We start from the raw sequence: 13,711 nt of genomic DNA on the forward strand, positions 1-13,711 counted from the left end.
GTACAGCCTTTGCTGCGATTCTCAAAGGATGAGGAAAACGGTAGCAAGCCCCTCAAATCCACGGGGTTATTGCGATTAAAAAAGTGAACGCAAAATGTGTCTGCCATCATATTTCACAGTGAATAGTTCTCTCAATAAACTATTTGTGAGTTTAATCGCGGATATTTTTTCATATTTATCTATTTTTAGTACTCCCGTAACGTCAGAGGACGCTGTAATGAAATACCGATTGAGTTACCGCCTCATTGCTCAGGGCGGTCTGAACGCCTGGTACAATCTCGATCCGCGCATTACCAACGACTTCCCTCGTTAATTCTCCGCTGCCTATTATTCATTAAAAAAATCAAACTCAACACGACGTTGAGCGATATTTTTTTGCGCACTTTATACCGCCGAAAATATCGTGACGTCGCAAGGCACGCTATTGGAGAAATATTATGAAACGCATCCCAGAACCTTTCCGCATTAAAATGGTTGAGAATATCCGCATGACCACTTACGACGACCGCGTCAAAGCGCTGGCCGAAGCCGGATATAATCCTTTCCTGCTTAATAGCGAGGATGTGTATATTGACCTGCTGACTGACTCTGGCACAGGGGCCATGAGTGATCGCCAGTGGGCCGGGCTGATGATGGGCGACGAAGCCTATGCAGGCTCACGTAACTACCAGAATTTATGCGCAAAAGTAAAAGAGATCATCGGCTATCCGTTCACCATCCCAACCCACCAGGGGCGCGGTGCTGAACAGATCCTCTTCCCGTCGCTGATCGCGCGCTGCAAATCGAAAAAACCGGTCTTTATTTCCAACTTCCACTTCGACACTACCGCCGCACATGTGGAACTGAACGGTGCGAAAGCCATCAACGTAGTGACGCCGAAAGCGTTCGATACCACCTCCTGGTACGACTGGAAAGGCAACTTCGATATCGCTCAACTGAAAGCGACCATCGCCGAGCAGGGTGCGGAAAACGTGGCGGCGATCGTCACCACCGTGACCTGTAACAGCTCCGGCGGCCAGCCGATTTCGCTGGCCAATATGCGTGAAGTCTACCAAATCGCAAAAAGTCATAAAATCCCGGTGGTCATTGACTCCGCGCGCTTCTGCGAAAACGCCTGGTTTATTAAGCAACGCGAAGAGGGCTGCGCGGATAAATCGATTAAAGAGATCATCCGCGAGATGTACACCTATGGCGACATGCTGACCATGTCCGCGAAAAAGGATCCGCTGGTGAATATCGGCGGCATGTGCTGCTTCCGCGAAGACGAAGATCTGTTTAACGAAGTACGCATCCGCTGCGTGCCGATGGAAGGCTTCGTCACTTACGGCGGCCTGGCCGGACGCGATATGGAAGCGATGGCTATCGGCCTGGAAGAAGGCACCAACGAAGATTACCTCACCTACCGTATTGCACAGGTGGAGTATCTGGGCGAGCGTCTGCGCGAAGGCGGTATTCCGATCCAGTACCCGACCGGCGGCCACGCGGTGTTTGTCGATGCCAAACTGCTGCTGCCGCATATCCCGGCGGAACAGTTCCCGGCACATGCCCTGAATAACGAGCTGTATCTGGAAGCGGGTATTCGTAGCGTGGAAATTGGCTCGCTGCTGTTAGGGCGCGACCCGGCCACCGGCCTGCAAAAACCGTCGCCGATGGAGCTGCTACGCCTGACTATTCCGCGCCGTGTCTACACCAACGACCATATGGACTACATCGCTGATTCGCTGATTGCCGTGAAAAAACGCGCATCGTCCATCAAAGGCCTGACCTTCACCTATGAACCGCCGGTATTGCGCCACTTCGTGGCCCGTTTAAAACCGGTGGAATAAAACTCACCCGGACGCGCCTGCAACGGGCGCGTCTTTCCGATGTTACGCCTGAATAGCTCTACCCCAAATAATTCGAGTTGCAGAAAGTTAGCAAGAGCGTAAACCTCCACGAGCTTACTGAAGGGGGTGAGCACACCAACGCATATGCAACGTGAAAGATGACGGGTATATACGTCGCCCACTCGGGCGATGCGGAATATGACGTCTATGGAAACGTACTATGGCTACTCTATCGGTAACAAATAAAGCGCCATCGCTCGTTGGTGGCGCAATGATTATTGGTGGCACCATTATTGGCGCGGGCATGTTTTCTTTACCAGTTGTCATGTCTGGCTCATGGTTTTTTTGGTCACTGCTCGCATTAGTTTTCACCTGGTTTTGTATGTTACATTCAGGATTAATGATCCTTGAGGCTAACCTGAATTACCATATTGGCGCCAGCTTCGACACTATTACCAAAGACCTTCTCGGTAATCGCTGGAATATTATTAACGGCCTTACCGTCGCGTTTGTTTTATATATTCTGACGTACGCTTATATTTCCGCCAGCGGCTCCGTTATTCACCATACCTTTTCACAAATGAATATCGACTTCCCGGCACGGCTGGGCGGGTTGTTATTCGCGCTGGTCGTGGCCTTTATTGTCTGGCTGAGCACCCGGGCCGTCAGCCGCATGACCACCATTGTGCTGGGCGCCAAGATCCTCACCTTCTTTATGAGCTTTGGCGGGTTAATCTGGCACGTGCAGCCAGCGGTACTGTTTAACACTGCCGAAGTGAACCCCAGCTACCTGCCCTATCTCGTGATGACTCTGCCGTTCTGCCTGGCCTCGTTTGGGTATCACGGCAATGTGCCCAGCCTGATGAAATACTACGGCAAAGACCCGCTGACTATCCGCCGCTGCCTGCTGCTCGGTACGCTGATGGCGCTGGTTCTCTACGTTTTCTGGCTGGTCGGTACGATGGGTAATATTCCGCGCCCGGCATTTATTGATATCGCCGGAAAAGGCGGCAACATTGATGTGCTGGTACAGGCGCTGAGCGGTGTGCTGAACAGCCGCGGGCTGGATTTGCTGCTGACGGTCTTCTCAAACTTTGCCGTCGCCAGTTCGTTCCTCGGCGTGACGCTGGGGCTGTTCGACTATCTGGCGGATCTGTTTAAGTTTGACGACAGCCCGCAGGGGCGTTTTAAGACCGCGCTGGTCACATTCCTGCCGCCAATTATTGGGGGCGTGCTGTGGCCGAACGGGTTTATTTATGCGATTGGCTTTGCCGGATTAGCCGCGACTGTCTGGGCGGCGATTGTGCCAGCGCTGCTGGCCAGCGCATCGCGTAAACGCTTCGGCAGCCCGCATTATCGTGTGTGGGGCGGTAAGGCGATGATTATATTGATTCTCTGTTTCGGCGCGGGTAACGCCATTATTCACGTGCTTTCCAGCTTTCATCTGTTGCCGGTGTACCGCTAGTTTGCCCTCACCCTGGCCCTCTCCCACCGGGAGAGGGGATCAGGACAGTGGCCGGATATGAGACCGCATCCGGGACATCCCCCGGTGGCGCTGCGCTTACCAGGGCTACCAACAGTGGCCCGGATAAGGCGTTTACGCCGCATCCGGAACGGCGATTATTCGTCGAAATACCAGTAGCCCTGGTTCACCAGCCCGGTCAGCTCGGCAATAAAGGTTGGGTTATTCAACGCTTCACCCAGTTCCTCTTTACCGATCAACAAATGGCGGCACAGCGCTTCTGCAGCTTTCGGCGCAACGGTATCGAAACGCTCGCTATTCACGAAGAAACAGTCGCTAACCTGGAACACGCGCAGCCCGCCCAGACGCGTCAGCACCTGGCCTTCCTGCAACGCTTCCAGCACTTCCTGCGGCTCATACGGCGGTTCGGCCGGGGCGATATCCAGTTCATGGCGCGGCGTAGTGATAAAACGGCCAAACCACTGCTTGAAATCCTCCGGCTGATTGATCATCTCGATCATCATGCCGCGCAGACGCTCCAGCTCGTACTCTTCAACCCGACCCGGATTTTCACGGCAGGTTAAATCCGGATCGGTGTAGTGATCGCCGCCCAGATCTTTATCAACCGCATAATCAGCAAAGCTGCTGATCAGATCGCGGCCATTCGGCCCACGAAAACCGATGGAATAGTTAAACGCGGTCTCGTGGGTAATACCGTCGTGCGGGAATCCCGGCGGAATATAGAGAATATCGCCCGGCGCCAGGTCTTCATCAATAATCGGCTCAAATGGCTCAACGTGGAGCAGCGCCGGGTGCGGACAGAACTCTTTCAGGGGTAATTTATCCCCTACGCGCCAGCGGCGGCTACCCATCCCCTGGATAATGAAAACATCGTACCAGTCGATATGCGGGCCAACACCGCCGCCCGGTACGGAAAAAGAGATCATCAGATCGTCAAAGCGCCACTCCGGGATCGCACGGAACGGTTTAACCAGCTCGGCAGACGGTGCGTGCCAGTGGTTTACCGCCTGCGCCAGCAGCGACCAGCCGGTTTCCCCCAGGCCATCAAAATGTTCGAACGGGCCGTTGCTGGCCTGCCATTCACCATTGAAATGGCTGACGAGACGGCTGTCGACTTCCACTTCCATCGCCAGGCCTGCCAGTTCATCTGGGGTGATCGGATCAACAAAGTTCGCAAATGCGTTTTTCAATACAACCGGCTTTTTCTGCCAGTATTTCTCTAAAAATTCAGGCCAGTTAAGGTTTAGTTGGTAAGCCATGGGGTCACACCTGTGGAATGATAAGCGGCCGTGATTATGTGAGGGATCGGCGGAATTTACTTTGTCGGTGGTCAAGGGTTAGACGTAAGCAGGATCACGCGTAGCACAACTAAAAATCCACTTTTTATTTGTGGTTATATGATCGTGCGGCACTTCTGCTCTGGCGAAAGCATGTACATTTATTGTTCATCTCATCAAACAAGGAGTGTCCTATGTCCCAACATGAAGCGTGCTGCCATTCCTGCGGAATGCCGCTTTCCGCCCCCGACGCCCAGGGGCCGAGCGACAAATACTGCAAATATTGCACCGACAGCGAAGGCAATCTTAAATCCTGGGAGGAGGCGGTAGCCGGGCTGGCAGGCTATCTTGATTCATGGCAACACGTCGGGCCGGAAGAGTCACGCAAGCGCGCGGTGCGCTATCTGACGGCCATGCCGGCCTGGGCAGACAAAGCACAGGGCCCGGTATAACACGCAAAAGACAAAGGAGAAGCGTCATGCACGAGGAGTTTCAATGGGTTAACGAACCAGCCCAATGGCAATGTGAAGAGGGCGTCCTGTCGGTCGTCACCGATGAACACACCGATTTCTGGCACAAAACCTGGTACGGTTTCGAACGCTTCTCCGGTCATCTGTTCGCCAAAGAGGTCGCTGAGGATTTTACTTTTCAGATCAAAATCTGTGCGGAATTCACCACCCTTTATGACCAGGCGGGCATTATGTTGATGACCGATAACCGCCACTGGCTGAAGGCGGGTATTGAATTCAACGATGGCGCCCCCGCTATCGGCAGCGTGCTGACACTGGATTATTCCGACTGGGCGACGGGGATTTTTCCGGGCAACCCGCGCGAATTCTGGCTGCGTCTGACGCGTAAAGATGACGCCCTGCGTCTGCAATATTCGGCGGATGGTCTGAGCTGGCCGTTGCTGCGTTTGTGCCCTTTTCCCGCCGGAAAGGTGAAGGTCGGGGTAATGTGCTGCACGCCGGAGCGGCAAGGATTAGCGGTGAAATTCAGCGACATGACGTTAACACCGCCACTCAATAAGTCCTTGCACGATCTCAGTTGATAATCACGGCATCTGGTTTTCAAAGAAATGTGACAGGCAGAGAGGAGAAGTGGCAACAGACCGCAAGAACCCCCGAAGCCAGAAAACGCAACGGGCCGCCAGGCCCGTTGTGGGTATCGCTATTGCAGTTCCTTCACTCTGGCGCGCTGCGCCTGTTTGCAATAATGGTCGTAATGTTCCTGGAACCACTGTTTCTGCTCTTCGGTCATATTGCCGGTAACGGCATCAATATCAACTGGCTGGCCCATCGCATACATACGGGCAAAACTGCGTGCCAAAAAATCAAAATTCTTCACTGCGTTCAGGTCTTGTCTTTTCATTCGCATACTCCTTCAGTCCGCCGACGTGCTGTGTAAGGCCATATGCATCTCTGTCTTAAGTATTGTCTTATAAATGAACATTTCATAAGCATTGCGTGCCTTCACAACGACCCGATTGTCCATAACGTCGCCTTGCGCACAGAGTGAAAAAAAGCGTGCCACTGAGTACCCACACAGATCACACTCCTTAAGCAAAATAATTCCCTTATAGATGTTGCGTGTTAACATTGACTGGATAAATATTTCTTAGCGAATACCGAGGCTTCGATGCTGGAGAATGCAACCATCTGATAATCAGCTTTCCGATCCGTGCGGCCGGGCTGGTTATCACTGCGCTAAACACTCGCGCTAACACCCCAGGGTGTTGGCAGGTTTTGCACAAGATGATTACAGGCATTTTCAGCATGAATATTTCCCGTCAGGAACAACGTACCCTGCACGTCCTTGCCAAAGGCGGACGTATCGTTCATACCCGCGACACCTGCGGGCGCGTCACCGCCGTTGAGTGTTATACCCGTGAAGGGCTATTGCTCAGCGACTGCACGCTCGCCGTCTTCAGGAAACTGAGAAGCAAAAAACTCATCCGCTCGGTTAATGGTCAGCCCTATCGCATTAACCGTACCGGTCTGAGCAATGTCCGCGCGCAGTTGGACAACCAATAATTGGTGTTAAGCAATCCCCACCCGCAGGTGGGGATTACCTGGCAAGTCGGCGACCAGGTTAAAACCCTGGGCTATCGCCATGCGCTGATAGTGCCCGCCCGCCCACTGGCAGCAAGGGAGAAACAGCACACTGGAGCCGTTTTGATAACACTAGCCCCCGCCATTGCTTTTCCCTGGTGAAAATAGTACGGTCACACGCAGAGAATTCCTCGTGAATGGTAAAAATTATGCCGATAATTCAGTCTGTTGAACGTGCTTTGCAGATCCTCGACCTGTTTAACGATCAGGCGACGGAACTCAAAATCACCGAGATAAGCAAACAGATGGGATTAAGCAAAAGCACCCTTCACTCGCTGCTCAAAACGCTTCAACTTCATGGCTATATCGATCAGAACCCGGATAACGACAAATATTGTCTGGGGATGAAACTGGTGGAGCGCGGCCACTTTGTCGTGGGCACCATGGACATTCGCCAGAAAGCGAAAAGCTGGCTGTCTGCCCTTTCTCAGGAGACGGGGCAGACGACCCACCTGGGGATTCTGGACGGCAACGAAGGCGTTTACATAGAAAAAATCGAAGGTAAGCAGGCGGCCATCGCCTATTCACGCATTGGCCGCCGCCTGCCGGTACACGCCACGGCCATTGGCAAGGTGCTGCTGGCCTGGCTTGGGGACGAGGAGCTTAACGCCATACTGGACGGGTATGCGTTCACGCGCTTTACGCCAGCCACCCTGACCGATCGCGACGCGCTGCTGGCCGCGCTGGCTCAAACCCGCCACAACCATTACGCACTCGATAACGAAGAGAACGAGCCGGGCGTGCGCTGCATCGCGGTGCCGGTGTGGAACCACGAATCGCGGGTTATCGCCGCGCTCAGCCTCTCCACTCTCACCTCACGGGTTAACGACGACCAACTGGCCGCCTGCCGCCAGAAGCTGATGGAGGCCGGGCTGGGGCTGTCAAAAACGCTGGGCTACCGCGAACGCTAGCCCGCCGTCTGCTACGCCTCGGGCTGATAGGTAAACGAGGCGAAATCAGCATGGCAGCCATCACCGCTGATATCCTCGCAGTGCAGGCCAACAAACGCCCCGGTAAAGAAGCCCCGGCCGCCAATATAGTCATCCGACAGCTTCCACGCCTCAAAGGTCAGCGGAATGGCCTGCCAGCTTTCCCCATCAAATGAATAGCTGTAATGGTACTCAAGCTGATCGACATCCACCCGCAGCCAGACGTACTCCGCGCTCTGGGGCACTTCAATCGGGTTATCGTACAGGTGCCAGTGGGCCACGTTATGGTCGAGCCGGATAATTTTCAGCGTCCGCCCGCGCCCCTCCTCATAGTCCATAAAGCAGTACGACCAGTTTTTGCTGTTGTAATAGCAGGTCAGCCCGGCGCTCTGCTGGAAGTGGCGCGGCGAAAAGGCCATCTGCGTTTCGGCGCGAAAACGGAAATGCTGCCAGCGGCGGGCCACCGTTGACTGGGTAAAGGTGGAGTTGAGCGAGTCATTGCCGTAGAGGCGTAAAAAGCCGGGACGGGCAGTGAGCGAACCTAACTGCTCATCAAACGAAATACGCAGCGTTTGCAATTCCGGGTCGAGCCGTTCGCTGTCGAAGTCTGTGCGCCATGCGCCTGTGCCTGCGCCAGGCTGCTCCGTCATCCGTGGCCCCGGCACCGTCAGCGCCGCATGTTTGCCCCCCTCAACGTAAGGCCAGCCATCACGCCATTCGATGCGGGTTATCCCCGTCTCGCGCCCGAGCGGGCAGTATCCGCGCCCGCCAGCCGCCAGCCGTGGAATGCCCGGCAGATGCAGCGGCCGACTGGTCAGGTATGCCATATACCATTCGCCGGTATGGGTCTCCAGCAGCGAGCCGTGACCACTTTTTTGCAGCGGATTTTCCGGCAGGTGCCAGCTCGTCATCATCGTTACATCCGGGTGCAGCTCATAAGGCCCGGTAATGTCCTTCGCCCGTAACACCACCACCGCATGTTCGTAGCTGGTGCCCCCTTCTGCCACCAGCAGATAGTAGTCGCCATCGCGGCGATAAATATGCGCCCCTTCGGTATAACCCAGCGGCGTACCGGTGAAGAGCGTGGAACGCTGCGGCGAGAGGGTGTGTGTGTCGGCAAAAAATTCCTGCATCACAATGGTGTTATGAGGGTTACTGTGATGGCGCGGCCCCCACGGCCGATAGATGTAATATTTGCGCCCGTCCGTATCGTGGAACAGCGACGGGTCGAACCCGCCGTTGCCCATGGGAATGGGATCGCTCCACGGCCCCTCCACCGAGGGGGCGGTGACCAGGAAGTTGCGGCCATTTTTCCACGGCGAATCGACAATTTTCACGTCGGTGTAGAGCAGCCAGAACTTGCCGTCGGCGTAGCTCAGGCAGGGTGCCCAGATGCCGCCGGAGTCCGGGTTACCTTTCATATCCAGCAGCGCCACGCTGTCGAGCGGTGTACTCACCAGCGCCCAGTTTTTCAGGTCGCGAGAGTGGTAAATACGTACGCCGGGGAACCACTCAAACGTGGAGGTGGCGATGTAGTAATCCTCCCCCACGCGGCACAGTGACGGGTCCGGGTTGAAGCCGGTCAGGATCGGGTTTTCAATCTGGTACATGGTTCTCTCCTCAGTTCACCGCCGCCGCGGCATCGGCAGGCTGCGTTGCAGGGTGCGCAGCGCGTTGACGTTGCAGTTGCTGGCTGATCTCTTCCACCCGTTTGCTGCTCAGTTTGTAGAACGACAGCAGCGTAAACATGCCGACATAGAGCACCACCGGCACAATGCAGAAGAGGATTTTGATGGTGGTCAGGACGTTATCCGGCTGTACGGCGTTGCTTGCCGAGTAGCTGGAGAACGCGAGGATCCAGCCCACCAGCGCGCCGCCAATCGCCAGGCCGATTTTCAGGCTGAACAGGTAAGTGGAGAAGACCAGCCCGTCGAGGCGGCGTCCGCTGCGGCTCTCTTCATAATCGACCACATCAGAGGCCATCAGCCATTGCAGCGGCGTGGTGGTGTTAAAGACAAACAGGAACAGAATATTGAGCGCGAAAATCAGCGCGATATTGTCTGAGGGAATAAAGAAAATGCTCAGACTGATCAGGGAATAAATGCCAATGATCCACTTGAAAGAGGTCACGCGGTCAAAACGCCCGAGCAGGCGAGATGAGCACAGGGAGCCGAACATGGTCGCCAGGCTACCGTACAGCAGGAACTGTGTTGCCAGCTCCGGGTGGTCCATTACGTATTTCACAAAATAGAGCGTCGCGCCACCGCGCACCACGTTGGAGCCGGTCGCCATCATTTTAAAGGCGCACATAATTCGCCACTGACTATTACCCATTAAGAGTTTCAGGTCTTTCTTAACGGAAGCGCCCGGCTGAACGTCGAAGGTATAACGTTCTTTGGTGGTAAAGAAGCAGACAAACAACAAGATAACACCGCAAATACCCAGCACGCACATCGCGCCAAAATATCCCACCTGCTCATTGCCTTTGCCGATAATATTTACCAGCGGCAGGGCAATACCGCTGATGGCTAATGAACCGGCGGCGGCGAGGAAAAAGCGCCAGGATTGTAACGCGTGGCGCTCTTTAGGATCAGAGGTAATAACGCCAGGCATCGCGCAATAGGGAACGTTAACGAAGGTATATACCAGCGTCAGTAAAATATAGGTAATCGAGGCGTAGATAATTTTCCCCTGCGCGGAGAAATCCGGCGTATAGAACGTTAATACGCAGACGATACCAAACGGGATCGCGCCCCACAGCAGATACGGGCGGAACTGGCCGTAGCGGGTACGTGTACGGTCAACCACCAGCCCCATCAGCGGGTCGGTTACCGCATCCAGCACGCGTGAAATCAAAAACAGCGTGCCCATGACGCCCGCGGACAGGCCAAAGACGTCGGTATAAAAGTACGCCAGCAAAAACATGGTGGCCTGCCAGACAAAACCGCAAGCGGTATCCCCCAGCCCGTAGCCGATTTTATCTTTCATCGTTAACTGCATGTCTACCTCCAGTCATATGAGAGGGATGGATTGCGAACGGCCGGGACCTACAAAATAAAATGCGTGCAGTGCATTTTGCGAGGAATACACCCTTTATTCGTACGCTTATTAGATGTTCAGTGCGGATTTGATTCTAGGAAGGAATATATGCAGCAACAATTATCAATTTTGCTTTCGCAATTATGTATTTTAGCTTCTGTGATAGCGATACATTTTACCTGGTGACAGAAACAGTTATTTCTCCCGTGAGGGATACTTTATTTCTTAATATTTTTAGCCGCCGAAACATTTATTCGGCGGCCCGGCAAATTCGTTTAATTATTTAAAGACCCAGCGCTTTTTTACCGGCATTGATCACCTCAATAATTTTATCCGTGTCGTACACGCACCCTTTCCAGGTGCCACCGCTCACTGCCTGTAGCGCCGCCCACAGGCGGGTGTCGTCAGGCAGGAAGTCATGGGCTTTCAGTTCCGGGTGCAGCTCGCGCTGCGCCAGTACCACTGCGCCCTCTTCCGGCGTCAGACGCGCCTCCGCTGTGCCGATAAAGTTCACGCTTCCTGCCAGTGACAGGCGATCGACAATAATCTCGATCACATCGCCGCTGCGAAGCTTGCCAATCGGCCCGCCCGCCAGCGCTTCCGGCGCGACATGCCCCAGGCAGGCCCCGGTCGAGACACCGGAGAAACGCGCATCGGTAATCAGCGACACGGTTTTCCCCCACGAGATATGTTTCAGCGCCGAGGTGAGCTGGTAGGTCTCTTCCATGCCGGTGCCGGATGGCCCGCCACCGATAATGACCATGATATCGCCCTGCTTGATTTGCCCCTGCTTGATGGCTTTGATGGCCGCCTCTTCCGAGACAAAGACCCGCGCCTCACCGGTATGGCGATAGACGCCGTCGTCGTCCACCACTGACGGATCGATGGCCGTGGCTTTGATGACCGAGCCATCCGGCGCTATGTTGCCCACCGGGAAGGCCACCGTGGAGGTCATCCCTTTGGCTTTCGCCCCTTCTGGCGAGAGGATCACCTCATCCGGCTCCACGCCATCCTGTTCGCGCAGGCACTGGCGGAACTTCGCGCGGCGCTCGGAGTGCTCCCACCAGTCGAGGTTTTCGCCCAGCGTTTGCCCGGTGACCGTCATCACATCTTCATGCAGCAGCCCCAGCCGACGCAGGTGGAGCATCACTTCCGGTACGCCGCCCGCGAGGAACGCGCGCACCGTCGGGTGATAGTCCGGCCCGTTGGGCAGCACGCTCACCAGGCGCGGCACTTTGCGGTTGATGGCGCTCCACTGCGCCACGTCAGGCATACGGCATTTGGCCGCATGGGCGATGGCGGGGATATGCAGCAACAGGTTGGTGGAGCCGCCAAAGGCCGCGTGCACCACCATCGCGTTTTCGATGGCTTTGTCGGTGAGGATGTCGCGGGCGGTAATGCCCTTCTCATCCAGCGCCATAACCGCACGCGCCGACTGGCGGGCGATCTCCAGCCAGACGTCCTGGCCCGATGGCGCGAGCGCCGAGTGCGGCAGCGCGAGCCCTAACGCTTCGGCCACCACCTGCGAGGTGCCCGCGGTGCCGAGGAACTGACAGCCGCCGCCAGGGGAGGCACAGGCGCGACAGCCCAGCTCGGAGGCCTCTTTGAGGCTCAGTTCGTTGTTGGCGTAACGCGCGCCAATGGTCTGTACCTTTCCGGCGTCTTCGCCGAAGGTGGGCGGCAGGGTCGCCCCGCCCGGCACGAGGATCACCGGCAGATCGTGCATTGACGCCAGGGCAATCATCGTCGCGGGCAGGCCTTTATCGCAGGTGGCCACGCCGATCACCGCCCGGCGCGTGGGCAGCGAGCGGATCAGGCGGCGAAAGACGATGGCCGCGTCGTTACGGTACGGCAGGGAGTCGAACATGCCGTGGGTGCCCTGGGAGCGGCCATCGCACGGATCGCTGACAAAGGCGGCGAACGGGATGCCGCTCAGGCGGGTAATCTCTTTTGCCGCCGCCGACATTTGCAGGCCGATCTCCCAGTGCCCGGTGTGATAACCCAGCGCAATGGGGCGACCGTCCGAGTGACGGATGCCGCCCTGGGTGCCGATCAGCAGGACTTCTCTGCCGGTGAGTTTGTTGGCATCCCAGCCCATACCGGCATTTTGGGTCATGCCGAACAGGTTGCCGCTGGGGGATTCGAGCAGCATTTGCGGGGTGAGCGGCAGCGCGCCCTGCGGCCCCGCAGCGTGGGTTTTCACCGCATAGAATTGTTCATCCTGCGGCGTAAAAATAGTGTCGATGGACATTGTCGTATTCTCCCGGTCAACCGCGTTCAAAGAACGGCTGGCGACATCTTTTTGGAAGTTGTTCTATATTATAGAACAACGTTCTTATAATTTGATTCACTGTAATCCAGGTGTTGCACAGAGGTAAATCAGAGAGACGGGGAGACTGCGCTTTTTTGAGGCTTGATCACAAAATGGGCGGCAACGGGATGTAATGGGGGGATGATTACGGGCAGTTGTGGAAATGATAAGAAAATGATTCCAAAAGAATTTATAAGGCGCTGATTTTCATTGATTTACATCTGGACTAGCAGATGAATACTGGTTATTTTTACAGGTGTATCATCTGATTCATCAGGCGTCACTGGCGCAAATAGTTTGAACAGAGATAGCGCGGAGAAAGTGTGCGCCAACACACTTTTCCGCTAACCACAATCACTATTAAAGGGAATAGTAATCATGACTAACGCGGATTGTATTGCAGATATTGAGCAACCAGAAGTTCTCCCGGCGAATAAGCACAAACTAACGGTAAGTTATGCGAGCCGTCATCCGGATTACGCGCGTATCCCGGCTCTCACGCTGAAAGGCCAGTGGCTGGAAGCCGCCGGATTCGCCACCGGCACAGAGGTGGAGGCCAGAGTGATGAATGGTTGCATTGTGCTGACCGCGAAAGAGCCAGAACCGGAACTGCTGGCGTCGCTGAGGGTGGTGGAAAAACTGTCAGCGAGGAAACAGAAGCAGGTGAGAGAGTTTATTGGGGTGGTGAGTGGGAGGGGTGTGTAGCAAAACGTTGACTTCGGAAGCCCTGCCAAA

14 protein-coding genes are annotated in these 13,711 nt (G+C 55.3%); 8 read left to right on the top strand and 6 right to left on the bottom strand.

From position 1 onward, the window contains the following. Window positions 1–217 precede the first annotated feature (217 nt). The 3 genes from tnaC (at window position 218) to mtr (ending at window position 3,291) form a co-directional block, all read left to right on the top strand. Window positions 218–313, top strand: coding sequence for a tryptophanase leader peptide (tnaC, locus tag ACS0RQ_RS24180; protein WP_072039686.1), 96 nt, complete (start codon window positions 218–220; stop codon window positions 311–313). 124 nt (window positions 314–437) lie between these two features. Further along, window positions 438–1,826: a tryptophanase gene (gene tnaA / locus ACS0RQ_RS24185; protein ID WP_039076882.1), complete on the top strand. Its 1,389-nt coding sequence runs from the start codon at window positions 438–440 to the stop codon at window positions 1,824–1,826. Window positions 1,827–2,046: 220 nt separating this feature from the next. Further along, a complete protein-coding gene (gene mtr, locus ACS0RQ_RS24190) occupies window positions 2,047–3,291 on the top strand; it encodes a tryptophan permease (protein WP_071193542.1) in 1,245 nt (414 codons plus the stop codon). Window positions 3,292–3,446: 155 nt separating this feature from the next. On the opposite strand, the gene ACS0RQ_RS24195 is transcribed toward mtr, so the two are convergent. Then, the gene (locus ACS0RQ_RS24195) at window positions 3,447–4,568 is read right to left on the bottom strand and encodes a ribosomal protein uL16 3-hydroxylase (protein ID WP_039076884.1); all 1,122 of its coding nucleotides are present in this window, start codon (window positions 4,566–4,568) and stop codon (window positions 3,447–3,449) included. A gap of 212 nt (window positions 4,569–4,780) precedes the next feature. On the opposite strand from ACS0RQ_RS24195, the gene ACS0RQ_RS24200 reads away from it, so the two are divergent. Continuing rightward, a complete protein-coding gene (locus tag ACS0RQ_RS24200) occupies window positions 4,781–5,038 on the top strand; it encodes a zinc ribbon domain-containing protein (RefSeq protein ID WP_039076885.1) in 258 nt (85 codons plus the stop codon). A 26-nt stretch (window positions 5,039–5,064) separates the two neighbouring features. After that, on the top strand, window positions 5,065–5,637 hold the full coding sequence (locus tag ACS0RQ_RS24205) for a DUF1349 domain-containing protein (RefSeq protein WP_271848689.1): 573 nt from the start codon (window positions 5,065–5,067) through the stop codon (window positions 5,635–5,637). 119 nt (window positions 5,638–5,756) lie between these two features. Here ACS0RQ_RS24205 and glgS read toward each other — a convergent pair whose 3' ends face one another. Next, complete coding sequence (gene glgS, locus ACS0RQ_RS24210) at window positions 5,757–5,963, bottom strand: cell surface composition regulator GlgS (protein WP_369943835.1); 207 nt, start codon at window positions 5,961–5,963, stop codon at window positions 5,757–5,759. A gap of 398 nt (window positions 5,964–6,361) precedes the next feature. On the opposite strand from glgS, the gene ACS0RQ_RS24215 reads away from it, so the two are divergent. Continuing rightward, entirely contained in the window at window positions 6,362–6,619 is a 258-nt protein-coding gene (locus tag ACS0RQ_RS24215; RefSeq protein WP_271848872.1) for a YjhX family toxin, read from the top strand. Between the two features lie 6 nt (window positions 6,620–6,625). On the opposite strand, the gene ACS0RQ_RS24220 is transcribed toward ACS0RQ_RS24215, so the two are convergent. Further along, window positions 6,626–6,748 carry a hypothetical protein gene (locus ACS0RQ_RS24220; RefSeq protein ID WP_271848688.1) on the bottom strand — a complete coding sequence of 41 codons (123 nt, stop codon included), beginning with the start codon at window positions 6,746–6,748 and terminating at the stop codon, window positions 6,626–6,628. A 98-nt stretch (window positions 6,749–6,846) separates the two neighbouring features. Between ACS0RQ_RS24220 and ACS0RQ_RS24225 the strand changes: the two genes are divergently transcribed. Next, the gene (locus ACS0RQ_RS24225) at window positions 6,847–7,608 is read left to right on the top strand and encodes an IclR family transcriptional regulator (protein WP_071193690.1); all 762 of its coding nucleotides are present in this window, start codon (window positions 6,847–6,849) and stop codon (window positions 7,606–7,608) included. Window positions 7,609–7,619: 11 nt separating this feature from the next. Here the strand turns inward: ACS0RQ_RS24225 and ACS0RQ_RS24230 are convergent, their stop codons facing one another. The 3 genes from ACS0RQ_RS24230 to ACS0RQ_RS24240 form a co-directional block, all read right to left on the bottom strand. Then, on the bottom strand, window positions 7,620–9,236 hold the full coding sequence (locus tag ACS0RQ_RS24230) for a glycoside hydrolase family 43 protein (protein WP_271848687.1): 1,617 nt from the start codon (window positions 9,234–9,236) through the stop codon (window positions 7,620–7,622). Window positions 9,237–9,246: 10 nt separating this feature from the next. Beyond that, window positions 9,247–10,626 (bottom strand): glycoside-pentoside-hexuronide (GPH):cation symporter, encoded by a 1,380-nt coding sequence (locus ACS0RQ_RS24235; protein WP_039076889.1) that lies wholly within the window; start codon window positions 10,624–10,626, stop codon window positions 9,247–9,249. A 322-nt stretch (window positions 10,627–10,948) separates the two neighbouring features. Continuing rightward, window positions 10,949–12,916: a YjhG/YagF family D-xylonate dehydratase gene (locus ACS0RQ_RS24240; protein WP_039076890.1), complete on the bottom strand. Its 1,968-nt coding sequence runs from the start codon at window positions 12,914–12,916 to the stop codon at window positions 10,949–10,951. 438 nt (window positions 12,917–13,354) lie between these two features. Between ACS0RQ_RS24240 and symE the strand changes: the two genes are divergently transcribed. Beyond that, window positions 13,355–13,681: an endoribonuclease SymE gene (symE, locus tag ACS0RQ_RS24245; protein WP_271848686.1), complete on the top strand. Its 327-nt coding sequence runs from the start codon at window positions 13,355–13,357 to the stop codon at window positions 13,679–13,681. Window positions 13,682–13,711: the final 30 nt, after the last annotated feature.

This window comes from Phytobacter diazotrophicus, assembly GCF_052061655.1.
Classification (GTDB): Bacteria; Pseudomonadota; Gammaproteobacteria; order Enterobacterales; family Enterobacteriaceae; genus Phytobacter; species Phytobacter diazotrophicus.